Here is a 23,599-nt window from a genome sequence, read left to right as displayed (position 1 = left end):
AAGGATGTGGCGCCGCATTATCACCCTCCTGCTCAGATTGATGGGGAAAGGGCACTGGAGCCCCTTCCTGCGGGCCCTGAGCAACCAGGGGCGCCCGTCGCCCGTGTTCTTCCCCCCTGAATTGATTGACCAGGGCCTCAGCTTCGCTCTGACGGGAATCACCAACACCTTCGGATTCCAAGGCCATGCCGGGTGGGCCCTGCCCTGGTGGGCCGAGCAGCAGTTGCGCCGCGAGTCGCCTGCCTTCATCCCGACCGGGGTGAACGTACTCACCGTGAACCTCACGAACCGGAACTGGACGGCTCTGGCCCTTCGCGGCGCGCCATGGAAGGCCATGGTGGATCCCTGCGGCATGCTCACGTCGAAAGCTTTCGCCCCGTCCTGGATGCCGGCCCTGGCCGTCGGCGGTCGAACCTGGATCCCTTCGCGCCTGGAAACGTCGCAGGTGGCCCAGGAGCTCCGGGAAGGCTGGCAGAATCGGGTCGTCACCCGGTTCAAGGTGGAGGAGGGGCTTGACTGGAGTTCGGAAGCCATGGCCTTCCGGCATGGGGGGCAGGACTGGGTCCACTGGACCCACCATCTTGCCTGGGCGGGGCCGGGACCGCCGGACCTGACCTTCATGCTCGGCCTGCGCCCCTACAATGCCCTGACCCTTGGCCCCGTCTTCCGAAGCCGCATGAAGCGGAGGTTCTGGAGCGTCAATCGCCAGGCCGCGCTGATGGTGGACCGGGAACCCGACGCCGTTCACTTCGGCCGGGACCGGACCGACCCGCTTCTGGACGCAACGCCTCCCGAGCCCATGACCCGAGGTCGGAGCAGGCACGGATGGCTGGGGGGAGCCGCCCGGTGGAACGTGCGGCTCGAATCCGGCCAGGCCTGGGACCTGTCCTCCTTCGTCCTGGTGCACGCAGACGACGGCCGGCTGCGTTGGGGCAGCCTGGACACGGAGGGACTGCAGGCGGCGGCCGATGCGGAAAGTCAGGCCTGGGCCGGGCGTGCCACGCCTCTGGGGTTTCGCGTGGCGGATCCGGGCATCCAGACCCTGGTCTCGACCCTAACGCACCGCCTGCCGGCCTTCGACAACGGCAGCCACTTCGCTCCGGGGGCCTTTTTCTACAATCACCACTGGCTCCGGGACAGCGCCTTCCTCGCCTTTGCCCATGATCTCTGGGGCCTGCACGGGGCGGTCGCGGACAAGGAACGGGCCTGGCTGAAGACCCAGACCTGGGCGGGCGATTTCCGCTCCCACTCGGGCGAATGGGATGGTTCGGGCGAAACGCTCTTCACCTGGTCCACCCACGTCCTGATGACCGGCGATGGCGACTTCCTCGCCCGGAATTGGCGGAAGCTGGAGCGCTGCGCACGCTGGATCGCCAGGACGCGCCGGAAGGACCCGGACCCCGCGGCGACGGGCCTGCTCCCCGCCGGGCTCTCCGCCGAACACTTCGGTCCCAATGACCACTACCTCTGGGACAACTTCTGGAGCCTTGCAGGACTGGACCGGTTCCGGCTTGCCCTGGAGCGCTGGCCCGCGGCCCCCGCCGCGGCCAGGCGGCTGGCAGAATGGCTGGCCACCGAATCGGCCGCCTACCGAGACGGTTTGCAGGTCCACATTGAAAGGCTCACGCTTCGCGAGGCCGGTCTCCTGCCCTCCTCCCCCTACCGCCACCCGGACGCCGCCTGTATCGGGACCCTCGCGGCCCTCAGCCCCCTGGACCTCGACCTCGGGCAGGCTGTCTGGGCCAAGGGCAACGTGGACTTCCTGGTCGAGAACTGGGCCAGGGATGGTTTCTTCTACCAGCCCATCATCCATACCGGAGGCAATGCCTACCTGACAGTGCAACTGGCCCGGGCCCTGCAGTGCCTGGGCGATGGGCGCTGGCTGGACCTGCTGGCCGGAGTCCGTGCCCACGCCACACCCACCTGCACGTGGCCCGAGGCCAGCCATCCCCGCACCGGGGGCGGCTGCATGGGGGACGGCGACCACGGGTGGGCCTGCGCCGAGGTACTGTCGCTGATCCGGTTGGCCCTGGTTCGGGACCAGGGGGAGCGGATCCTCCTTTTGCCCAACGCACCCGGAACCTGGTGGGCCAACGGTCCCCTGGGCCTTACGGACGCCCCGACTCCCGCGGGCCGGCTGACCTTCGAGCTGAAGCCCACGGGCCCGGGTGCCTACGAACTGGCCTGGAACCTGGACCGGAAGGGGCTCCGAACAGGCTGGCCCCTGGTCCTCGTGATTCCCGGAAGTTTGCGGCCGGATAACGGGATCGAAACCACCGAGAGCCCCTGGGGGACCCCGGCTCTGAGCCTGCAGGACTCGGGCCGTCTGGAACTTCATTAGTAACCCAAACGTTACTCACCAACCACCGCCAGGAAGCATCCGCCCGGGATGCTGGTGGCGTGTCGGAACCCACCTTCCTCCCTGACCCCTCCTTCCGCGCCGGCCTGCTGCAGAGGTTGACGGGACGCCTTGACGCCAGCGGTCCCGATGGGGAGGCCCTGCGCATCGACCTCCACTGCCACGACAAGCACTCCGATATGCCGGACGAGCTGTGGGGGCGGATCCTGCGCCTGCCCGAGTCCTGGGTGGAGCCGCGCCGGCTGCACAAGCTCCTCCGCAAGCGGGGCGCCACGGCCTGGACCGTCACCAACCACAACAATGCCCGGTCCTGCTGGGAGCTGGCGGAACAGGGCAAGGACGTCCTGAGCGCCGCGGAGTGGACCTGCCAGTTTCCGGAATACGACCTCGCCATCCACGTCCTGGTCTACGGGTTCACCCCTGAACAGGAACACGAGCTGGAAAGCAGACGCCGGGACATCTACGCCTTCCTACGGTACTGCCGGAAGCACGACCTGCCGGTCATTCAGCCCCATCCGCTCTACTTCTACACCCGCGACCGCCAGCCCCACCTGGACGTCTTCGAGAAGTTCTCCCTGTTGTTCGAGCGCTTCGAGGTCTTCAACGGCCAGCGGGACCCCTGGCAGAACCTCCTGGCCTGGGAATGGGTCTCGGCCATGGATCCCGAGAAGCTGAACGGGTATGCCCGCAAACACGGCCTGGACCCCTTCGAATTCTGCGCCGACCCCTGGAAGAAGGCCATCTCCGGAGGGTCGGACGACCACTTCGGCGTCTTCGCGGGCCTGACGGGCACTTGGTTGCAGGTGCCTGACCTCGCCGAACGCCTGGAAGCCGGGGAACCCCCTTCGCGGCTTGCCCTGGAAGCCCTCCGCGCCAAGCGCATGGGGCCCTTTGGCCGGGCGGTGGAACAGGAGAACCTCACGGGTGCCGTGCTTGATTTCCTCTCCCAGGCGGCCGTGGAATTCGAGGATCCCGGCCTGCTCCGGATCCTGCTCCACAAGGGCGAGGCCTCCGACAAGTTCGGGTGCCTGGTCGTGGCCAACGGGCTGGCCGAGCTGCGCCGGCACGCCTACACCATGCGCTTCCTCAAGGCCTGGCACGCCAGCCTGCAGGGAGAGAAGCCGGGCGTCATGCTCAAGCTGACCGTGAAGGAGGACTACAAGCCCTTCCTGAAACACCTCGAGCACATCTCGAAAGTGGCGCGGAAACGCCCCGAGGACTTGCCCGGAACCCTCCGCGAGGCCCTTTCCGACCTTTTCAGCGGGATGATGAAGCTCACCCTCCACAGGGCCCGCAAGGGGCTCGGACCGATCGCGGCGCGGTGGGCCGCGGAGGAGGGCGGCCGCCCGCTGCGCCTTGATGACTGGATCGCCCACCTGGAGGTCCCCAGCCACTTCCGCGCCATCCTGGGCAACGAGCGTCCCAAGGAGCCGCGTTCCATGAGCGCCGTGCAAGTGTCGGCGGTCCTGGACGACCTGACGTTCCCGAGCCTCATGACGACCATGCTGGCCGGAGCCTCCGGGATCGCAGCCCACCACCTGCACGGCGGCCGCGAGCTGATGAACCGCCTTGCCGCCGGTATCGGGGGAACCGGGCATCCCCGGCGGGTGCTGTGGCTGACCGATACCTTCTTCGACGGCAACGGCGTCTCCAGCGCCCTTCAGTCCGTACTGGCCGAAGTGCGGCGCAGGGATCTGCCGGTGGACTTCCTCATCTGCCATGGGGAGCAGACGTCCGAAACCCACCTGCGGGTCGTGCGCCCCCTGGAGTCCTTCACGTTGCCGGGTTTCGGAGATCAGCCCATCCGCATTCCGGATCTCCTGGAGGTGCTGCGCCTGGTGGAAGCCGAGGGTTACGACCGGCTGATCGTCTCCACCGAAGGCGTCATGGGCTGGGTGGGGCTCTTCCTCAAGCACGCCCTGAGGCTCCCTGCCCACTTCTTCATGCACACCGATTGGCTGGAATTCCTGGTGCACAACTCCGAACTGGACCAGCAGGGCCTGGACCGGGCCCGGCGCCTCCTCCGGTGGTTCTATCGCCAATGGGAGGGACTGTTCGTCCTGAACCGGCAACATGTCGAATGGCTGGCCGGCCCAGCCATGGAGATCCCCCGCGACCGCCTCCACCTCACCGCCCACTGGGCGGCTCCGGAGTATGTGCCGGAGGCCGGGGAGGATCCAGCGTTGCCGCCCGAGATCGACCCGGACCGCCCGATCCTTCTCTACGTGGGGCGCCTTTCCGAGGAGAAGGGTGTCCTTGAAGTCGTTGATGCCTGGCGGCTCATCCAGCGGGAAATCCCCACAGCCCAGTTGGTGATTGCGGGCCGCGGGCCTGCCGAAGGCAAGCTCAGGGGCCTGGCTCCGGAAGCCTACTTCCCAGGCTGGGTGGACCGCGCGACCCTCGCGGGCTGGTTCCGGGCCAGTTCCCTGCTGCTCTTCCCGTCACGCTTCGACACCTTCGGCTGCGCGGTCCTGGAGGCGCTGAGCTGCGGCCTGCCGGTGGCGTGCTACCCGGTCAAAGGGCCTGCGGACCTGATCCAAGAGGGGGTCAACGGCCTGGTGTGCGAGGACGCCATGGACATGGGCCAACGCGCGTCCGCCTACATGAAGCTGCCTCCCGCCGAACGGGAAGCGTTCCGGAACCGGGCCTTGGCCACGGCAGGGAGCTATCGGGCGGATCAGATCTTGGATGAGATGATGCGGGTGGTAGGTCTGGGAAGAGCCATCTGATCGCCCGAAAGCCCTCAGCATTCACGCCTGGGCGGGCTGGGGGCCCAGGAAGGCCGGATGGGATGCGAAATGTAGTGTGCTCTTAACGCTGCGGTTACGGAGCGATAGGAAAATCTGTATCAGGAGGTCTTCAAATGTTGAAACGTATGGTGGCCCTGGCATTCCTGAGTCTTGGCGTAACGGCATTCGCCTTCGCGGCGGGCGACGTACAGCCAGAAAAATCCGCCATCGAAGGCCACTTCTCGATGAAGGGCTCGGATTCCATGGACCCCCTCATTCGCTTGTGGATCTCCGAATTCCAGAAACAGAACCCCAAGGTTGAAATCAAGATCGAGAGCCCCGGTTCCAATACGGCCCCTCCCGCCTTGACGGCAGGCGAGGTGCGTCTGGGCCATATGAGCCGGGAAATGAACCCTGAAGAACAGGCGGCTTTCCAGTCCCGCCGGGGCTTCCCCGTCACCCGGCTGGTGGTGGCGATGGACGCCCTCGCCATCTACGTCCACAGGGGCAATCCCGTGCGCAGGATCGCCCTCGGACAGCTCGACGCCATCTACTCCACAACCCGGCTTTCCGGCTGGGACAGGCCCCTGGGGCTGTGGGGAGAACTTGGAGCGGGCGGCCGTTGGCGAAAACGTCCAATCCACGTCTACGGTCGCGATGAGAAGAGCGGGTCACGCGTCTTCTTCGACGAGAAGGTGCTGGGCAAGGGCGGAATTATTCGGGCCGGCTACCAGGCGCGTGACCAGTGGGGCATCGAGGAGGCCGTCAGCAAGGACCCCGCGGGCATCGGCTACGGCCCCGCCAACTACGCCAGTTCGGACGTGAAGATGCTCCCCGTCTTCGCTTGCTCAGGGATGTACTACATGCCCTCCACGGAGAACATCCTCAACGGCCGCTATCCCTTGACCCGGCGCCTCAACATCTACGTGGACAAGGAACCCGGCAAACCGCTGCCCGAGGCCCCGCTGGCCTTCCTGAAGTTCATCCTCGGCCCCCAGGGGCAGCGCCTGGTCCAGGAATATGGATCCGTTCCCGTGGGCAGGGATCTGCTCGAGAAGCAGCTCCTCAGCCTGGAGCGTTGACATGGGTTTCAGCACCTTTGGTCCGATCCTTGTCGCCCAGGAGCTCGTCACGGATGGCCTCGGCACCCTCAGCCGGGCCTGGGAGCGGGATGCGGAAGGGGAGACGCGCCCGATATTCCTGCGTCGGTTCGCGCCGGAGCTTCTGCTTCCCCAGGTGACTTCGGCGTTGGAGGCCAGCCAGCGTTCTCAGGACGTTCCTCCATCCTGTGGGACGGGCCACCAGTTCGGAACGAACCCTGCCCCCCATTGGAAGCTGGACCACCGGATGAGCCGGAGCATCCGCCGCATCCAGGAAAAGTGCCGGGAGGAAGCCTTCCCGCTGGATCTCGCACTCTCCCTGCACATCGCCTGGACCCTTGCCCATGTGTGCGCGAAGTTCTGGCGCGCGGGCCAGAGCGTTGGCGCCCTCAGCCTGGATTCCGTACGGGTGGATTTTGAAGGCAGCCTGTTCCTGCCGGACCTGGCTTGGATGCCGACCCTCATCCGCCTTGCGGATGAAGAGCCCGGGCTCCGCTCCGCCCTGCCGGGCCTTCCCCGGGGACCGGTGACGGGGGACCTTCGCGACGAGGCTCTGCGTTTCGGAACGTTCCTTTACGAGCTGATCACCTTCGAAGCTCTGCCCGCGGGGGTCTCGCCGGCAGAGGCCATTGGACAAGCCCAGGCCTGGACTCCCGAGGGTCCTGTGGCCCTTCCAGAGGCGGTCCGGAATGGCCTGGCCCGCCTCCTTGGCGGCGGAATGCCGTTCGAGACGCTTGAAGGCGCACTGAAGGCATTCGAGAAGATCGTCTTCGAGGATGAGGACGGTCCTTCCACTTTCAATCTGGCCCACTTGATGCACACCCTTTTCCGTCAGGACTATACGAGCCAGCAGGACCAGCTCGAAAAGGAGTTGGAGGCCCTGAGAACTCATGAAAGCTGGTGGGTCGAAGCTTCCGGGTCCCCGGACCAGCTTCAGGTGTCCGGCCCGAAGAGGACGTATGCGGGCATCACGGTCGCGGGCATCCTGGTGGCCGCCTGCGCAGCCGTGGCGGGCTTCCTCACTCTGAGGCACATGGAACGTTCCAGGCAGGGTCTGGAAACGGAGCTCGCCTCCTTGAGAAGCACCTACCAACTGCAGGTCCAGAAGGGTACGGATGCCGCGTCCCTGGAACGGACCCACCTGCTGTTGAAGGAAGGACTCGAACGCGCGGCGACCACCGCCACCAATGCGGAACAACGGAGACGGCTGGGGATGGAACTTGAACACCTCCAGGCGGAAAAACCGGCACGGCAGGCATCCGCAATGCCGGGGCGGGAAGAACCCGCCCCGGTCTCCCGGTTGGAGCCCACCGGCCCCTTCCCTGCCAACCCGAAGGCCGCGCCCGGCGCGGCGCCCATCAAGGACGTTGCGCCCAACGCTTCCCCGGTTGCCGTCACCCAGGACCGGCCCGCCCAGGTCAGAAGCCTTTCACCCGTGCCCTGGCCCCAAGGAGAACCCAAGGTCCCCGTAGTCTTGAGGGTCTTCGTGCACGAGGATGGTCACGCACTGCGCGCCACCCCCGTGGCGGGCCCGGCACCGGGTTCGAAAGCCGCGCAGGCGGCCATGGAAACCGTCCTGAAGGGCCGGTACCTTCCGGCACTCCGGGGCGGAAAACCCGTTCGGGACTGGGTGGAAGTCCAGGTAAAACCATGATCCCCCCCGCCAACGACTCCCTGGAGACGTCCCCCATGCTGGCATCCGACCACTTCCGCATGAAGACCGAGAGCGCCCGGAAGGGAATCCTATTCTCCTTCAACGGCTTCATCTCCGAAACCATCCTGTTCGCCCTCGGGGACGCGCTGAAGAAGAAGATGTCCGCCGACGAGACCAACGTCACCACGATCAAGCGTGTCTTCTCGGTCTTCGTGGAGCAGGCCCAGAACATCATCAGGTACTCCGCCGAGATCCTCGGCGACCCTGAAAGGGAAGGCCCGCAGTTCCGTTCAGGCCTGATCACAGTGGGAACCGAAGAGGGCCGCTTTTTCGTGGTGTGCGGCAATGTCATGCGGCGCGAGGATGCCGAGCCGCTCCAGGCCCGCCTTGAGATCCTCCGGGGCCTGGACCCGGCCGGCATCAAGGCCTACTACCGGGAGCGGATCATGGACCCCGCCAGCCCCGGGAGCAAGGGGGCGAACCTGGGCCTCATCGAGATAGCCCGCCGGGCCAGTGAACCGATCCAGTTTGATTTCCTGGCCATCGACGGCCAGACCACCTTCTATTGCATGAAAGTTTTCATCTGAACCCGGAGCCCGCCATGGAGAACATCTACCTTCCCGCCCGCGAGCGATCCCCGGAAGTGGATTTCCGCTTCACCGAAAACCACCTGTCCCTGCGGGGGGAGGCCTACCCGGAAGATGCGGCCTCGTTTTTCGGCCCCCTCCTGAAGGCCCTGGCGTCCCACTGCGAATCCATCCATGGGCGGGAATTGCGGGTGGACTTCCAGCTCATCTATTTCAACACCAGCAGCGCCAAGGCCCTCATGAATCTCATCCAGATCCTGGAAGCCACGGCCTCGGATGGAACACGCGTGGTCATCCGCTGGCTTGTCCAGGAAGACGATGACGTGATGCGGGAATTCGGCGAGGACTTTTCAGGGGAGCTCAAGAATGTCCATTTCGAACTCATCCAGATCTGAACCGGCCTTCGATCTCCTGGACCAGGAGAATGGCGTCATCCGCAAGGCCGCGGCCTTCCTGGAGGACCATCCTGAGGACGCTGCCGGCCTGGGGAGGACCATCGGGGACTTGATCGAAGCCTTCCAGCGGAGTGCCCGTGAACAGCACCGGCTCATGCGAGGGAGTGACCGGCAGCAGGCCCAGCTTCGAGCGGTGAGCAAGGAACTCTCAGACAAGTCCCGCCTCCTGGAGGAACAGGCGAAGCACCTCCTCATCCTGAACACGGAACTGGCCCATGAAGTGGAATCCAGGAAGGCCCTCGAAGTGGAGCTCCGGGTGCTGGCGACCACGGATCCCCTGACCGGCGTATACAACCGGCGGAGGTTCCTCGAGCTTGGGGACTATGAACACAAGAGGGAACTCCGCACACGCCGAGGCATGAGTTGCCTCGCCCTGGATCTCGATCATTTCAAACGGGTCAATGATACGTATGGCCACGGAGCAGGTGATGAGACCTTGGTGCGCTTCGTCCAGCTATGCCGCCCCTGCCTCCGGGCGATGGATACCATCGGGAGAATCGGCGGGGAGGAATTCGGCGTGCTTCTGCCGGAGACAAGCCTGACGGAGGCATGCGAGGTCGCCCACCGGATGCGGGTTGCCGTCGAAGCCTGGGAGATGACCGCAGGCCAGACGCCCTTCCGGATTACCGTCAGCATCGGAGTCGCGCAGCTTGAGGGCGAGGAGTCCTTTCCCTCCCTGATGGCGAGGGCCGATTCCCGGCTCTACGCCGCCAAGGAGGCAGGCAGGAATCGCGTGAGTCCCGATTTTGGGGTAGGCCCCGGCTGATGGAGCCTTCAGGGCGTGAACACGAGAAACGTCGCATCATCCCGGCGCACCTGCTCCCCCTGCCATGCCCCGAGAAGGTCAAGGAAGCGCTGCCCGATGGCCTCCGCGGACAGCGTACGCGTGCCAATGAGCCACTCCATGAGCCGCCTCCGGCCCAGGGACAAGCCGTTGGGACCACCGACCTGGTCCGTGATGCCGTCCGTGGGGATCACCACCCTGCTTCCGCAAGGCAGTGACACGTCCTGCTCCAGCCAGAGGTGGTCATCGGGCGTGCCGACGTACCCCACGCCCATGCGCTCGGCTTCGATGATCCGGCTTTCCTCCGGGTCCTCGTTGACAAGGAACATCGGCATCCGGGCACCGGCGAATACCAGCCTGGTCCCGTCCGGAGCGAGAAGGAAGCAGGCTGCGTCCAGACCATCGTCGGATACACGCAGGGAATCGGCTTCCCAGGCCTCCATCTCCGGCGCCTGGGCCTGTGAGAGCACGGCCTTGATGTGCTGGTTGAGCAGGGTAAGAGCCTGGCCGGGCCCGACCCGCTCCTGACCATCCCCGATCAGGAAGCCCAGGAAGGAAAGGGTGATGAGGCTCATGAAGGCTCCGGGAACGCCATGCCCCGTGCAGTCGACGATGGCGCCGAAAAGACCGGCCTGCGTGCGCCGGAAGAAATAGCAATCCCCGCCCACCACGTCCCGGGGAGCCCAATGAAGGGCATAGTCCTTCAGCGTCTCGGCCAGATGAAGGTTGGACGTGCGGAGGTGGGAGCGTTGGATGGTGCTCGCGTATTCGATGCTCTCCATGACCTGCCGGGACCGCTCGGTCTCCAGAGCCTCCATGGCCTTCATCAGGGCGAACCCTGTTCCCTGGCCGATGTAGCGGCCATCCCGCGTACCGATGAACCCGTCCTTGAGGACCCTGGGGCCCTTGGCCAGGGCCGCCTTGATGAGCGCCTCGATGCCTGTTTCCTCGTCCAGGACCAAGGGATCCTTGTCCATCCACGCGATGCAGGACCGTTTGCCATACACTTCCCTTGCGAAGGGGTGGGCATAGGCCTCGGCGAAGATGAAGCGGTTGATGAGGCCGATGGGGCGGTTCTGTTCGTTGACGACAGCCACCACCTCCAGGTCCGGGTGGCCGGCCAGGAACACGCGAACTTCTTCGTTGGTGGTATCCAACTGGACCACAGGCCGTTCATGCAAGAGGTCCCGGGCCTGGTTGACGATGTCGATCGAGCGGTCCTCCAGGGTCGAAGCCAGGGACCTGGCCAGCATTGCGTGCAGTTGTTCCATCTTGGCCATGATCTAGCTCCGGGGGGACGTTGTCAGGGTTGGCTGGAGCAGGTCCCGGCACTGGGCCAGGAGTTCCTGGGGTGTAAAGGGCTTGCGGAGCACTGGAACTTCGAGTTCCAGGAGATCCTGGTCCAGGACGGCGCTGCCAGGGTCCCCAGTGATCACCAGCACCCGGCTGACCAGGGACGGGCGGAAGTCGCGGACCCAGTTCAGGATGGCGAACCCGTCGAGGCCGGGCATCCGAAGGTCCGTGATGATCAGGTCGAAGGAGGCGGTTTCCATCCGGTGGATGGCCTCCCGTCCGTCATGTACGCGTTCGACGCGCCATCCAAGAAAGCTTCGGAGCAACTCCTGCACCAAACTCGTGATGTACTCTTCATCATCGATGACCAGCACGTTGACGTCGGTACCCTTGGCCGGCTCTGGAGGCCTTGTGGCATGAGGATCAACCTTGCGGGTGGCTTCCAGGGATTCCGGGACGGTCTTTGGGTCGGAAGGCGCGAGGGGAAGCAGGACTTTGAATTCCGTTCCTTCCCCCTGGATGCTGTTCACCGAGATCTCTCCCCAGTGCTGCCGGACAATGCCAAGGCAGACGCTAAGTCCCAATCCGGTTCCCCGCTCCGAGCTCTTGGTGGTGTAGAAGGGATCGAAGATCCGGTTTAGTTTATCCGGGGGAATGCCATGACCCGTGTCCCGCACGGAAACGGCCGCCCACCCTCCCGGGACGGTTTCAACGCTGACCGTGAGGTCCTTGCGGCTCGAATGATCCATCGCATCCACCGCATTGATCAGGATATTTACGAATACCTGTTTGATCTGGGGCGCATCGGCCAGAATCCGGAGCCCCTCTTCAGGCAGGGTGAGATCAAGCTTGACGTCCGCTCCCCGGATCCTGAAGCGCATGATCGAGACCACTTCATCGAGGATGCCGTGGAGGTCCACAGGGTGGAGTTCCATGGTGGCCGGTCGGGACAGTTGGAGGAGCTGCCGGATGATGCGCACGCACTCCTGGGCGCTCCGCGTGATGGCGCCGCAGTAGTTCTCCAGGACATCCTGGCCTTCCAGGGCCCGCAACCGGACTTCCAGAAGCTCGGCGAACCCGAGTACCGGAGAAAGCTTGTTGTTCAACTCATGGGCGATGCCCCCAACCAGGGATTCCATCAGCGCAGCCTTGTCCTGGATGGCGAGTTTGCGTTCAACCACGCGCTGTTCGGTTATGTCGTGGAAGATGGTGCAGATCTGACCGGTCTCACGCACCAGGGAGGTATATAGCTTGAAAAGGCGTTCCCCTGGTCCCGGGAAGTTGATCGGGAACTCGTTGGCATGGTTGGCGGGAAGCATGGCGCCGGATTCGTGGAGACTGAGCAGTTCGAGGAAGGAACTGCGATGGTTCGGGGGAATCAAGTCGGCCAGGTTCAAACCTGGAGTGCCTGTTTCGGGCCTTGTCCCCAGGAGTTCCTGCAGTTTGCCGTTGTAGGCCTCGATCCGTCCGTCCCGCTGCAGAAGGGCGACTCCGACAGGGCTGTTCTGGAAGAGTGTCTCGTAGCGTCCCTGTGATTGGCGCAACTGGTGGACGCTCCGGAATAGATCCTGATTTCTCAGGAGAAGTTCCTGCCGCTGAGTCTCCGCGAGATTGAACTGTTCGGCGATAACCGAGGACTGCGCCCGGACCAGGGACGGCACCGGAATGATTCCGAGGAACCGCCGGTCCAGGTCCACCACGGGCACATCGTGGTAGAAGGCGTCCCCCGTCCGGCACAAGGCCGCTTCAAGCACGTCCATCAGGTTCATCGTCGAGGTTGCCACAAGGCTCTCAGGGAGCATGTGGTCCTGGATTGAATGCCGGCTGTGAAGGGTGAACCCGAAGCGGGTTCCAAGGAGGAAGCCCAGATGTCCACGGGAAATGAGGCCGATGTACGTCCCACCGTCAACCACGGCGGCAAAGTCCTGGGCATGATCCCGGAACCAGCCATAAGCTTGTTCGACGGTAAGGCCCATCGGGATGGATTCCTGATGGTCCACCAGGGAAACCCAATCCACTCGGCTCGGTGGATCCCCGGGGCGGGCTGAAACCAGGATTTCTCGTCTCTGCATTCAAGCATTTTCGTAGGGGAATTATTACGGAGATGCTTGATCAGGTTACGTTTATGTAAACGTTTTTAGGCTCCCTGGAATCACCCCACCGGGAGCCGGGTGTAAAATGGTTGTTGCAGTGCCTGAGGAGTCACCATGGAAATCGTCGCCGAGAGTTCCGTCATCCTGGTCCATCCTTCTGGAGAACGTGAGCCGGTCTCGATCCGGATCGGGAAACCCTACCGGGTAAACGATCATGAATGGGCCTGCCCGGTCAAAGCGCCGGCCCTTCAGATCGGCAACCATGATCTCCGGGGTTCGGATTCCTTTCATGCCCTCATGGTCGCCCAAGGTTTCCTGAGGCAGACCATGCAGATGAAGGTGGAAAGCGGCCTCACTTTCATGGACCCGGAGGATGGCTCGGTCGTGGACGTACCGTTCCTCTTCGGTTCAAGCGCCTCCACGCGGCGCAGGTCCCCGAGGACCCGGGGATTCAAACCGTCATCGGAGATTCCACCGGGGCCTGCTCAGCCGTAGCCGAGGAAGAACCTTCCGGGGCGGACTCGTCCGGGGTCCCGGCAGGCTCCGGCCTTCCGGGGAGAAAGGAATCGAGCGCCAGGTTGACGATGTCCGTGTACTTCAGAGGCGAGGAGACGCGCTCCGGCCCGTCGTTGTAGGCCTTCATGTAGCCGTCCAGCATCCTCCTCACTCCGGGGGCGATTTCGGTGACGACGCGTTTGGCTTGGGGTTTCTTCTTGGCTGCCACCTTCCGCTTGCCGGCCATCAGACGACCCTCCCGGAAAGGTAGTGCACAAGTGCCTGATTGATCACGTGGGCAGGCTTGAGTTTCGGGGTCAAACGGCCCGGGTCCTCGTTGTAGGCCTTGAGGAAGGCCTCCAGCCTGGCCCAGTTGGCCTTGGGGATCTCCACGTGGAGCTTCCCCGGTTTCTTCTTGCTGCTCTTCTCAAGTTTGGCCATTGGGTCCCTCCGCAGCACCAGCTATGGTTCAAATTAGATGGACCCGCACGTTTGTCAAACATTTTGTGCAATTAAAAATTGCAAACTTCGCAACCGGATCTTGCCGACAACGCCATCGACCCCAGTTGGCGACCGGGCCCGCCTGTTCCACGCCTGTCACACCGAAATCACCTTCGCCTCGTAGGCTTTGGAATCGTCCCCCCTGGAGGACCCGGCATGAACGTCGCACTGAAAGACAGAACCTTGGTCATGAAGCCCCTGCCGCAAGGCTGGGTCCTCCGGCCCCGCCGGGTGGACGACATCCCGGCGGTGGTGGAGCTGATGAAGCGCGTCTACATCCAGCCCCATGGGCCCGAGGCCGTGTGGCCGGCGGAAACCCTCCTCGAACATGCCAGGCATTTCCCCGAGGGGCAGTTCTCGATCCTTACCAGCCAGGGAAGGCTGGTCGCGGACGCCACCTCCATGATGGTATCTTCCGCAAAAGCCCTGACTCCCCACCGCTGGTCCGAGGTCACCGGGAAGGGGACGCTCTCCACCCACGACCCGGACGGCGACGCCTTCTATGGGGTGGATCTGGCCGTGGACCCCGAGTTCCAGGGGTTGGGACTGGCCCGCCAGCTCTATTCAGCCCGCATTACCATGGCCCTCCGCATGGGTTGCCGGCGCTTTGTCGCGGGGGCCCGGATTCCCGGCTACCACCTTGCGACCGACCTGCTCACCCCGGAAGGCTACCTCAAGCTGGTTGAAAGGCGGCTCATCTTCGACCCGACCCTCTCCACCCAACTCCGCCTGGGGTTCACCTTGCGCGGGCTCCTGCCAGACTATATCTCCGATCCGGAAAGCCGGAACTGCGCAGCCTTGATCGTGATGGAATTCTGATGCGGTTCTCCGCTCCCACTCCCGTCATGTCCAGGCCGGTGCGGGTCTGCGCGGTCCAGTATGCCCTGCGGTCCATCTCGAACTTCGAGGACTTCGCGCGGCACGTGGAATCCTACGTGGACGTAGGTGACGACTACGACGCCGACCTCATCGTCTTCCCCGAGCTGCTCGGGGCCCAGCTCCTGGGGCTCACCAGCGGGGAGGGTGAACCCGCGGAGGTGATGCGCAGGCTGGCCGAAGAGCAGGCCGGGGCCTTCGACGCCCTGTTCTGCCGGCTTGCCAACGAATACGAGCGGATCATCGTCGCAGGAACCATGCCCCGACTGGACGGAGCCCGCCTCCTGAACGTCTCCTCCATCTATTTCCCGGGCTACGACCCCCTTCATCAGGCCAAGCTCCATTTGACGCCGGCGGAGCGAACCTTGTGGAACTTCTCCCCAGGCCGGGATCTGCTGGTGGTCGACTCGGATTTCGGAAAATTCGCCGTGGCCGTCTGCTACGACGTGCAGTTCCCGGAACTGGCGAAGATCCTATGCAATCACCACGGCGTGCAATTGATCGTAGTGCCGTACATGACCGATGACCGGCGCGGCAGTTGCCGGGTCGGCACGTGCGCCCGGGCCAGAGCCATCGAGAACCAGATCTATACGGTCACCGCCGGCATGGTGGGAAGCCTGCCGCTCGTCACCTATTTCACCAGCCAGTACGCCCAGAGCGGAATGTACACCCCATCCGATTTTGCCTTTCCCGTGGACGGCATCGCCACGGAGGCGGCCGCCAATGTCGGCCAGGTGATCGTCGCCGACCTCGATCTGTCGATGCTGGACCGGGCCCGGCAGCACGGCAGCGTACAGACCTTCCGTGACAGCCAGAACGACACGCTCCATACCCGCTTCGACGGCGAGGTCCGGACCGTGAGCCGCCGCGTGGGTTTCAGGCTCACCCACGGAACCTCGTGAAACCACCCCCCGGGGGCCGCTGGACCCAACGACGACTTCCCGTCCTCCCCTTCGGGAGGGGCGGTTTGGTCCGCAGGAATGGGGCCAGGCGAGGCATACTCAAATACATGGATAAACATGTTCCTGGACCGGACGACCTCCTCAACCGGGAGCTGAGCTGGCTGGCGTACAACGAAAGGGTCCTGGAAGAAGCCGAGGACCCCTCCGTGCCCCTCCTGGAACGCGTGAAGTTCCTCGCCATTGTTTCATCCAACTGGGACGAATTTTTCATGGTTCGGGTGGCCGGAATTTATCGTCAGATCGATGCCGGAGTGACCCAGCCGGGCCCTGACGGACTGGCGCCACGTCAATTGCTGGACGCAGTGGCGAAGCGGATCCACATTCTGGCTTCCCGTCAGCATCGGGTTCTGCACCAGTCCATTGAACCCGCCATGAACGCGGAAGGCATCGCCATCCTCAAACCCGGGGATCTGGACCCGGCGCAAACGGAATTCCTCCAGGCTTACTTCGAACACAACCTCCTGCCCCTCATCTCCCCCCTGGCGGTGGACACGGGCCATCCCTTCCCCCGCCTTGGCAATCGGGTTCTGGTCCTCATGGCGGAACTGGAAGCTTCGGCCTACGCGGGCAAGGCACCCTTCCCCGCGTCCAGCCTTTCGATCATCCATGTGCCCACAACGCTGTCCACCCGTTTCCTTCGCGTCCCCTCTGCCAGGGGCACCCATGCTTTCGTGATGCTGGAGGATGTGGTCCGGATGAACTTGAAGCACGTCTTCCAGGGTTATGAAATCAGGAATTGCCACGCCCTTAGGGTCACCCGGGATTCGGATCTCCCCGTGGAGGAGAGCAGCGGTGAAGATCTCATGGATACGGTGGAGGAATTTCTTCGAAGCCGCCGAAGGGGCGCCGTGGTGCGCCTCCAGTACGAGGCAGGCCTGAGCCCGGGGCTCCTGAAGCTGCTCATCGACGAACTGGAACTGGCCCCAGAGGATTTGTACCCCACGGAGGGATTCGCGGCCTTCTCGGACCTGATGCAGCTCTATGCCCAACTGGATCTGCCCCACCTCAAGGACCTCGCCACCCCGCCACGGCCGGTGCCCCAGATCGAGGCTGTGCCATCCCTTTTCGAAGCCATCAGCCGGAATGACATCCTGCTCCTTCACCCCTACCAGAGCTTCGACGACAGCGTGGTGCGCTTCATCCGCGAGGCTGCGAATGACCCAAAGGTCCTTGCGATCAAGATCACGCTCTACAGGATCACGGAATCCAGCCCCATCGCCGTGGCTCTCGAACTGGCGGCTGAGCGCGGCAAACAGGTCGCGGCCATCATCGAACTCCGGGCCCGGTTCGACGAGGAAGGGAATATCGCCTGGGCCCGGCGCCTGGAAAAGGCGGGGGCCCACGTGGTCTATGGGATGCCCCGGTTCAAGATCCACGGAAAGGCCTGTCTGGTCATCCGCCAGGAAGCCACCGGGATGCGACGCTATTGCCACCTCTCGACGGGCAACTACAACGAGAAGACCTCGAGGTTGTATTGCGACCTGGGCCTGCTCACGGCGCGCCCGGAATTCGGGGAGGATCTTTCCAATCTTTTCAATCTGCTCACGGGTTATGCCCGCCTTCCGGAATGCCACCGGCTTCTCATCGCCCCCCAAGGACTTCGCCAGGGAATCTGGAACCGGATCCAGCGGGAACGGGACCATGCCCGGAATGGGCGTGAGGCCAGGATGATCCTCAAGATGAATGCCCTTGTGGATCCGGCGATGATCCAGGGCCTGTATGAGGCGAGCCGGGACGGTGTGAAGGTCGATCTGCTCGTGAGGGGTACCTGTTGCCTCCGGCCGGGCGTACCTGGCCTCTCCGAGAACATCCGCGCCATTTCCATCATCGACCGGTTCCTGGAGCACGCGTGCGTGTACCACTTCCAGAACGGCGGAGCCTCCGAAACCTTGCTCTCCTCCGGGGACCTGATGACCCGGAACCTGGACAACCGGGTGGAGATCGCCTTTCCCCTAGTGGATGCCGCCCTGGCATCCCAGGTGGTGGAAATGCTGGAGGACCAACTTCACGACACACTCAAGGGCCGTGCCCTGGGAAGGGATGGCAGCGTGATCGGCCGGGGCCTCGACACCACCTGGCCCCCCTTCCGGAGCCAGGCGCACATCTATGCCAAGGGGCGAACGGCCTCGGCGGCCCTTCGACGATCCTGAAACGGCTGGAGACGGCGACAGCAAGGGCACCGGAGAACCTTAACGGCGAATGAGCCAAGCAGGCACAGCGTCTTAACATCGGCCTGGGAATCTTACGATACCGACATTCGGTATTGGAGATTCAATGAAGAGACTCACTTCCCTGGCGTCCCTGGCTCTGCTTATCGCATCCGTCCCCCTGACCGCCCAGACCCCCACCGTGGGCGGCCTGTGGCCTTTCCCCAAATCTGAGTACCAAATGAAACGTTAGGGCTCATCCTGAACGAGGAGAACCCTGAATGCGCAAGCCCAAGCTCACCGACGAGCAGATCGTCGCCCTTCTGCGTGAGGCAGAACGAGGCGAAAACACCATCACCGAGCTTTGCAAAAAGGCCGGCGTCTCCGAGGTGACCTTCTACCGGTGGCGGAACAAGTTCTCCGGGAACACCGTGCAGGACGTCCGGAAGCTCAAGCAGTTGGAGAAGGACAACGCTCGCCTCCTGCGGCTCCTTGGGCAGCGGGACGTCGAGATCGACGCCATGAAGGAACTGCTCGCAAAAAAATGGTGAGCGCTCCTCAGAAACGCGAGGGGGTAAGGCTCTTGAAGGCTGAAGGGATTTCGGAGCGCAGGATCGCTGTGCTTCTGGGCATCACAAGGACTGGGCAGCGCTACCAAGCCCGGCCCAAGCCCCAGGACCACCAGGCTGACCTGATCAAGGCCCTGAGCGCCGAACACCCTCGCTACGGGCAGAACCGCGTCTGGGCCCTGCTCCGGCGCAGCGGCGTCGTCATCAACATCAAAGCCGTGAACCGCATCTGGCAGAAGTACGGCCTTCAGGTTTCTCGGCGGCCAAGGCGGAAGAAAATCAGGACCGGGGACAGCGTTCCTCGGAAGGCCGAGTTCATCAACCATGTCTGGACCTACGACTTCGTCTTCGACTGGTCGTTCAATGGCGTCTCCTTGAAGTTCCTGACCTTGGAAGACGAGTTCACTCGGGAGTCGCTGGCCATCGAGGTTGGGCACACCTTCAATTCCCTTCAGGTCCGTGGCGTGCTGGCCCGGGTCTTCCAGGAGCGCGGCGTACCCAAGTTCTTGCGCAGCGACAACGGCTCAGAGTTCATCGCCATCGACCTGAAATTATGGATCGGGGACCTGGGCATCGACACTCACCTCATCGACCCCGGCAAGCCCTGGCAGAACGGCTACGCCGAGAGCTTCAACGCCAGGTTCCGGGACGAATGCCTTAACCAGGAAACCTTCCACGGCGTGCGGGAGGCCGCCGTCATCATCAAGGCCTTCAGCAAGCGATACAACGAGTGCCACCCGCATTCCAGCCTCGGATTCTATACGCCCAGGGAGTTTGCCCGGCTTTCCAAGTCGGGGGCTCTGCCCCCGGACCCCCGGGATTTACCGCCTTGGGGCCTACCCGCGGTCAGCAAGAGGACCGCACGCGGCCCCCTTGCTCCTGCAGTGCAGGCCCCTGGGATGGCGCTCGAGTCGGATCCCTCCGGCGCTCTATCCTCCACCCAGGCAGCGGAGAAGGTATCATGAACCCGACCAAGCCTGCGGCTTGGCGGTCTTTTTGCCCCCAATTTAACCGAGGACTAACCTTCCACTTGGTTCTCAATTTGGGGAAAGGCCACCTGGTCCAGGTCTGGTACACGCAGATGATGGACAGCAACCTCCGCCTGAACAGCGTGGCCAACTACTACAACCTTCGCAGCGAATTCAAGGAGAATGGCTTCAACCTCCGCCGCACGGAGCTAAGCATCAAGGGGCCGATCCTCCCCGGGGTCGAGTACCAGGTGATGATCGATCCGTCGATCAACACCACGTCCGCGAACGCCACCAACAGCAACGCGTCCTACAATCCCACCGTTCTGCAGGATGTCTTCATCACCTACAGCTTCATGGGTGTTCAAGCCAAGGTGGGCCAGTTCAAGACGCTTCAGACTTATGAAGGTAACATCAGCTCCTCCGAACTGCTCTTCGCGGAACGCAGCCAACTGGGTCGTGTGTTCGGAGACAAGCGCGATCGGGGCCTGGTGCTGGCCGTGCCCTTCGGCGATGCCAAGGGCTTCGGAGGCAAGTTCTCCGCCGGCGCTTTCAACGGCGTATCCGACCTGGCTTCGGGCAAGGCCGGGGACACCAACGCGGGAAAGGACCTCGTCCTCCGCGCTGACTTCAATGTGGGCGCCAGCCATGCCTTCGGCGCCTACACCCTCCAAGGTTCCACGGATCAGACGGACAAGGGCGCCCTCCTGGGCAAGACGTTCTCGGGCGTCGCCGTTCCCACCAACGCCCTGGTCCTGGACAACAAGGACAAGACGACCAACATGGGGGCGTATTATACGTTCAAGTCCGGTGGCCTTCAGGTCTCGGCCGAATACATCACGGGCCTCCTGGGCCGTCGCTCTCCCAGCGTGGGCGCTCAGGCGGGCGTAGCCGGCCGTGAGCACTTGGATCAGAAGTTCGCCGGCTACTACGTCACCACGGGTTACACCTTCGGCCCTCATACGCTTCTGGCACGCTACGACCTGATGAACTACAACAGCGGCGACCAGTGGTACACGGCTGCCAGTCCCTACATCTCCACGGCCACCGACTACAGCCCCAAATTCACCGAGACCACAATCGGTTACACCTATGCGTTCAGTCCCGCCAAAGTTAAAGCCGCAAACCTGAAGCTGAATTACATCCTCCGCAGCAAGAACTTCCTCAAGCCCAACGCCGCGGCGGGCCAGACCTCCGAGCAGGGCGGGGATACGCTGATCGCCGCCTTCCAGGTGGCCTTCTAACCTGAATGACCAAGATAGAAAAGGGGCCGGCGAAAGCTGGCCCTTTTCTGTCCGTTCCACGTCCCAATTCCAGGGTGCCTAACGAAGGAACACGTGACCCTGGGGGTCGATCGCGCTCTGCCCCATCGCCCCGATGGCCAGCATGACGCCGGTCAGGAGAATCAGAATCGCCAAGAGCATCAGGTCCCGAAATGTCAACTTGCGTCGACCGAATTGCTTGAGGATGAATTCACGAGTGGTCTTCATCAAGCTTCCTGTGAGAATTAATTCCATTGAATCCGGAGTCAAGATGGGCTCCACGGATTTTGGTCAGGACAACAGGTCGATCGTTGTGCCTAGCGCGTATGCGATCAGGGCACCCAGTCCAATCAGTATCAACTCGTAGCCTCCCACTCCGCACAACGGCCTTGGGGAGAACCAGACAATTGGAGCCTTGCTGCTGCGCATGGCTGCCTCCAGCGGCCTGAGAAAGTGCATAGTTCCCGATTAATATGAGCCAAGCCTTGGCACTCCCTTGGAACGGCGTGTGAATCCTTTGTTACATTTTTTCTCACTGCTCCCTCTCCCCGTGGTTTCCTCCGGGAACCCGGTCGCCATTGCCATGGGTCGAGCCCGGTTGGCCATAGCATTGAAATCCCCGTTGTTCAGAAGTCCCAAGGTGGAACCTTGTACCTCGAACATGGCAGCCATCCAGGACGCCTTCCCACCATCGCGAAGGCCTCCCGGTTGATAGATGCCATCGTCAGGCAGACAAACCTCCTGTGCCACAACGCCTTCATCGAGGTCACGAAGGCAGGTCAGGCAGGGAAGGGTTTCGCGGTGGTTGTCGGGGATGTTGGCAATCTCGCCGAAAGCTCCGCCCATGCTGCCAGGAAGGTTCGGTAACGGGCCGAAGCCTGCGAAGAGAGCGTCACCAAGGAGAGGCCTCTGCGGGTAGGAATGATGCCCGTTTCAGCCCAGCACGACAGATCGAATTGCGTTCGTGGGCGAGGCTGGGCATTCCCCATGCTCAGCATTTACGGCACCACCTGGTGCATCATCGCCTGATCCATTCCTACTGTGGCATCGCCAAGCATTGGGAAGCATGACCATTTCGCTCGATTCGATCCATCTTCTCGAGGGAGCGGGCCTGTGCGAGCGATACGCGCTTTGCCTCGCAAGTGATTTGCTCTTCAAATAGCCATATTTGACTGGGGCGCCAGGCATCCTTGGCGGCCTCCATATCAATGGCGAGGCCATTGTGTTCCAACAGGTGACATGCTGCGCGGAAGTTCGCTTCAATCCGGAATTCAAGGACAATCATGGCGTTCACCCCCGAAAATAAGTGCTTCAATTTACGGCTTCATGGCAACGGGAACAATGGACTGCCCGGAACTACCTTGTAACTTCCATTCCCAGTGGTTGCAGGCCACATGATTTGGGATCTCCGAACGGTGAACCTCATGGACCCATGTCCCCTGGGGGTCGTTGTTTGGATGGCGCTGATTGCCTTCTGGGGGCTCAGATAGCCAAAGGCTTCTTGATAGTGCTGTGAGTGAGGTCCATGGCAAGGCTAAGGGCTCTCCCAATTCCTTGGCCTTCGGAGGCAGAATTCCCGGCCTGACAAGTCAGGTGATCCCTGTGGCGGTCCGGCCAGGAATTTGAGGGTTCAACCTAGGATCGCGAACAGGAAAAGACCGATTCCTGACAAACCAAGAATGATTGATCCACGCCACAAGGGTCGGCTTCGGGTCAAGGCCGCGAGAGCTCCCAAGGCTATGGAAACTTGAAATAGTGCTACGGTGTTGGCAAACCGGTGGTGGTGGTGCAGGAGGGCGTCTGCTTCTGAGGATTTTTCATCCCGTTCCTTTTCCTTTTCCTGGGCCGCTTTCATGATCTCCACCTGCTCATGAGCGTATTTGGAAATTTGTTCGAGGGTCTTCTGGGGAACCGTCTTGCCTGCAACTTCCCAGGTGGCACGAGTGGCTTCCTGGACCGTGGCCTTTACGCCTTTGGCCTGGTAATAGGACCACTGATCCGAAGCCTGGGCTTGCAGCCGGGTGGCTTCGGTCTTCAAGACAAGTGCCTCGTTCACCGTGGACCCTGCCTTCAAGGCCGCAACAGCCGCAAAGGCCGCCAGAACTGCCGTGCTCAGGGCAATCTGTTTAAGGAACGCCCCCCCTTCCTTTTCCATTTCCTCGTGAATCGCCTCGCTTAATTGATCGGTTTCAATTTCTGGGCCTTCGGGCATGACTTCCTCCATGTTCGTTACGAGCGGCAACAGCAGATCAATATAGACCTAGAATTCCTGATCCGCGAAAGTTTGCGGTAACAGTTCGCGGTGGATTTCAGCAGAGACCTCCTGCCCATCCTGGGCAGCAACGTCAGGCTCCACAGCGGAGCCGTCGTGGTGGCCCAGTCCCCGGAACCCGACGCCGTTACCCAGGCGCTTCGCCCAGCCGCCAAGTTCCAAAGGAACAGACAGCCTCAATGTGAAATCTCGGTAGACGATATCAAGGCGGCCTTTAGGTTCGTGTACGACCACGTGGTCGATAATAGTCCGGAGAAATCGATTCTTCTCGGGCAGGGTGAGCGCTGACCAGGATTCGCCCATGTGGTCCAAGATCCTGGAAAACCAGAGGAGGTGGTTTGGGACTTGGCCCGGTGGAAAGGTGATGTTCACTGTCGATTTCATTCGAACTACCTCACCGCCGTCTTCAACTGGAGCCGGCGATAATAAACGAAGTTGCTCCATGGTGAGCATCGGCTGCGACTCAATTATTGGATACCATGTGAGCCACATC

At 62.7% G+C, this 23,599-nt stretch carries 23 protein-coding genes; 15 read left to right on the top strand and 8 right to left on the bottom strand.

Going from position 1 to position 23,599, the window contains the following annotated elements; all coding sequences use genetic code 11:
* Window positions 1-4: 4 nt before the first annotated feature.
* The 7 genes from RAH40_RS02280 (at window position 5) to RAH40_RS02250 (ending at window position 9,650) form a co-directional block, all read left to right on the top strand.
* A complete protein-coding gene (locus tag RAH40_RS02280; protein ID WP_306600448.1) occupies window positions 5-2,341 on the top strand; it encodes a hypothetical protein in 2,337 nt (778 codons plus the stop codon).
* A 59-nt stretch (window positions 2,342-2,400) separates the two neighbouring features.
* A complete protein-coding gene (locus RAH40_RS02275) occupies window positions 2,401-5,088 on the top strand; it encodes a glycosyltransferase (protein WP_306600447.1) in 2,688 nt (895 codons plus the stop codon).
* 134 nt (window positions 5,089-5,222) lie between these two features.
* Window positions 5,223-6,170, top strand: a complete 948-nt coding sequence (locus RAH40_RS02270) for a PstS family phosphate ABC transporter substrate-binding protein (protein WP_306600446.1) — start codon at window positions 5,223-5,225, stop codon at window positions 6,168-6,170.
* Window position 6,171: 1 nt separating this feature from the next.
* A complete protein-coding gene (locus tag RAH40_RS02265) occupies window positions 6,172-7,842 on the top strand; it encodes a hypothetical protein (protein WP_306600445.1) in 1,671 nt (556 codons plus the stop codon).
* Window positions 7,839-8,429 carry a SiaB family protein kinase gene (locus RAH40_RS02260; RefSeq protein ID WP_306600444.1) on the top strand — a complete coding sequence of 197 codons (591 nt, stop codon included), beginning with the start codon at window positions 7,839-7,841 and terminating at the stop codon, window positions 8,427-8,429. The genes RAH40_RS02265 and RAH40_RS02260 overlap by 4 nt, the downstream gene beginning before the upstream one ends.
* A gap of 14 nt (window positions 8,430-8,443) precedes the next feature.
* Entirely contained in the window at window positions 8,444-8,824 is a 381-nt protein-coding gene (locus tag RAH40_RS02255; protein WP_306600443.1) for a DUF1987 domain-containing protein, read from the top strand.
* Window positions 8,796-9,650 carry a GGDEF domain-containing protein gene (locus tag RAH40_RS02250; RefSeq protein ID WP_306600442.1) on the top strand — a complete coding sequence of 285 codons (855 nt, stop codon included), beginning with the start codon at window positions 8,796-8,798 and terminating at the stop codon, window positions 9,648-9,650. Before RAH40_RS02255 ends, RAH40_RS02250 begins: the two co-directional genes overlap by 29 nt.
* 8 nt (window positions 9,651-9,658) lie before the next feature.
* Here the strand turns inward: RAH40_RS02250 and RAH40_RS02245 are convergent, their stop codons facing one another.
* Window positions 9,659-10,948: a SpoIIE family protein phosphatase gene (locus tag RAH40_RS02245; protein WP_306600440.1), complete on the bottom strand. Its 1,290-nt coding sequence runs from the start codon at window positions 10,946-10,948 to the stop codon at window positions 9,659-9,661.
* A gap of 3 nt (window positions 10,949-10,951) precedes the next feature.
* Window positions 10,952-12,961, bottom strand: coding sequence for an ATP-binding protein (locus tag RAH40_RS02240; RefSeq protein ID WP_306600439.1), 2,010 nt, complete (start codon window positions 12,959-12,961; stop codon window positions 10,952-10,954).
* Between the two features lie 207 nt (window positions 12,962-13,168).
* Between RAH40_RS02240 and RAH40_RS02235 the strand changes: the two genes are divergently transcribed.
* Window positions 13,169-13,549, top strand: a complete 381-nt coding sequence (locus tag RAH40_RS02235) for a hypothetical protein (protein ID WP_306600438.1) — start codon at window positions 13,169-13,171, stop codon at window positions 13,547-13,549.
* Here the strand turns inward: RAH40_RS02235 and RAH40_RS02230 are convergent.
* On the bottom strand, window positions 13,506-13,796 hold the full coding sequence (locus RAH40_RS02230; protein ID WP_306600437.1) for a hypothetical protein: 291 nt from the start codon (window positions 13,794-13,796) through the stop codon (window positions 13,506-13,508). The genes RAH40_RS02235 and RAH40_RS02230 overlap by 44 nt on opposite strands.
* Window positions 13,796-13,990, bottom strand: coding sequence for a hypothetical protein (locus RAH40_RS02225; RefSeq protein ID WP_306600436.1), 195 nt, complete (start codon window positions 13,988-13,990; stop codon window positions 13,796-13,798). The genes RAH40_RS02230 and RAH40_RS02225 overlap by 1 nt, the downstream gene beginning before the upstream one ends.
* Before the next feature lie 216 nt (window positions 13,991-14,206).
* On the opposite strand from RAH40_RS02225, the gene RAH40_RS02220 reads away from it, so the two are divergent.
* The 6 genes from RAH40_RS02220 (at window position 14,207) to RAH40_RS02195 (ending at window position 20,816) form a co-directional block, all read left to right on the top strand.
* The gene (locus tag RAH40_RS02220) at window positions 14,207-14,869 is read left to right on the top strand and encodes a GNAT family N-acetyltransferase (RefSeq protein ID WP_306600435.1); all 663 of its coding nucleotides are present in this window, start codon (window positions 14,207-14,209) and stop codon (window positions 14,867-14,869) included.
* Window positions 14,869-15,828, top strand: a complete 960-nt coding sequence (locus RAH40_RS02215) for a nitrilase-related carbon-nitrogen hydrolase (RefSeq protein WP_306600433.1) — start codon at window positions 14,869-14,871, stop codon at window positions 15,826-15,828. The genes RAH40_RS02220 and RAH40_RS02215 overlap by 1 nt, the downstream gene beginning before the upstream one ends.
* Before the next feature lie 107 nt (window positions 15,829-15,935).
* Window positions 15,936-18,038, top strand: a complete 2,103-nt coding sequence (ppk1, locus tag RAH40_RS02210; RefSeq protein WP_306600432.1) for a polyphosphate kinase 1 — start codon at window positions 15,936-15,938, stop codon at window positions 18,036-18,038.
* A gap of 278 nt (window positions 18,039-18,316) precedes the next feature.
* Window positions 18,317-18,586 (top strand): transposase, encoded by a 270-nt coding sequence (locus RAH40_RS02205; RefSeq protein WP_306598849.1) that lies wholly within the window; start codon window positions 18,317-18,319, stop codon window positions 18,584-18,586.
* Complete coding sequence (locus RAH40_RS02200) at window positions 18,580-19,569, top strand: IS3 family transposase (protein ID WP_306598848.1); 990 nt, start codon at window positions 18,580-18,582, stop codon at window positions 19,567-19,569. The genes RAH40_RS02205 and RAH40_RS02200 overlap by 7 nt, the downstream gene beginning before the upstream one ends.
* Window positions 19,566-20,816, top strand: a complete 1,251-nt coding sequence (locus RAH40_RS02195) for a porin (RefSeq protein WP_306600431.1) — start codon at window positions 19,566-19,568, stop codon at window positions 20,814-20,816. Before RAH40_RS02200 ends, RAH40_RS02195 begins: the two co-directional genes overlap by 4 nt.
* 78 nt (window positions 20,817-20,894) lie before the next feature.
* On the opposite strand, the gene RAH40_RS02190 is transcribed toward RAH40_RS02195, so the two are convergent.
* Window positions 20,895-21,062, bottom strand: coding sequence for a hypothetical protein (locus RAH40_RS02190; protein WP_306600430.1), 168 nt, complete (start codon window positions 21,060-21,062; stop codon window positions 20,895-20,897).
* A gap of 420 nt (window positions 21,063-21,482) precedes the next feature.
* Between RAH40_RS02190 and RAH40_RS23005 the strand changes: the two genes are divergently transcribed.
* A complete protein-coding gene (locus tag RAH40_RS23005; RefSeq protein ID WP_373432544.1) occupies window positions 21,483-21,701 on the top strand; it encodes a methyl-accepting chemotaxis protein in 219 nt (72 codons plus the stop codon).
* A gap of 169 nt (window positions 21,702-21,870) precedes the next feature.
* On the opposite strand, the gene RAH40_RS02185 is transcribed toward RAH40_RS23005, so the two are convergent.
* The 3 genes from RAH40_RS02185 to RAH40_RS02175 form a co-directional block, all read right to left on the bottom strand.
* Window positions 21,871-22,119 (bottom strand): hypothetical protein, encoded by a 249-nt coding sequence (locus tag RAH40_RS02185; RefSeq protein WP_306600429.1) that lies wholly within the window; start codon window positions 22,117-22,119, stop codon window positions 21,871-21,873.
* 345 nt (window positions 22,120-22,464) lie between these two features.
* On the bottom strand, window positions 22,465-23,046 hold the full coding sequence (locus tag RAH40_RS02180; protein WP_306600427.1) for a DUF4337 domain-containing protein: 582 nt from the start codon (window positions 23,044-23,046) through the stop codon (window positions 22,465-22,467).
* Window positions 23,047-23,094: 48 nt separating this feature from the next.
* Window positions 23,095-23,559, bottom strand: coding sequence for a hypothetical protein (locus tag RAH40_RS02175; protein WP_306600426.1), 465 nt, complete (start codon window positions 23,557-23,559; stop codon window positions 23,095-23,097).
* Window positions 23,560-23,599: the final 40 nt, after the last annotated feature.

It is taken from the genome of Geothrix sp. 21YS21S-2, from assembly GCF_030846775.1.
In the GTDB taxonomy this organism is placed as follows: Bacteria; Acidobacteriota; Holophagae; order Holophagales; family Holophagaceae; genus Mesoterricola.
Note: the sequence above shows the minus strand (reverse complement) of the source record. Positions and strands in the feature narration are given on the sequence as shown.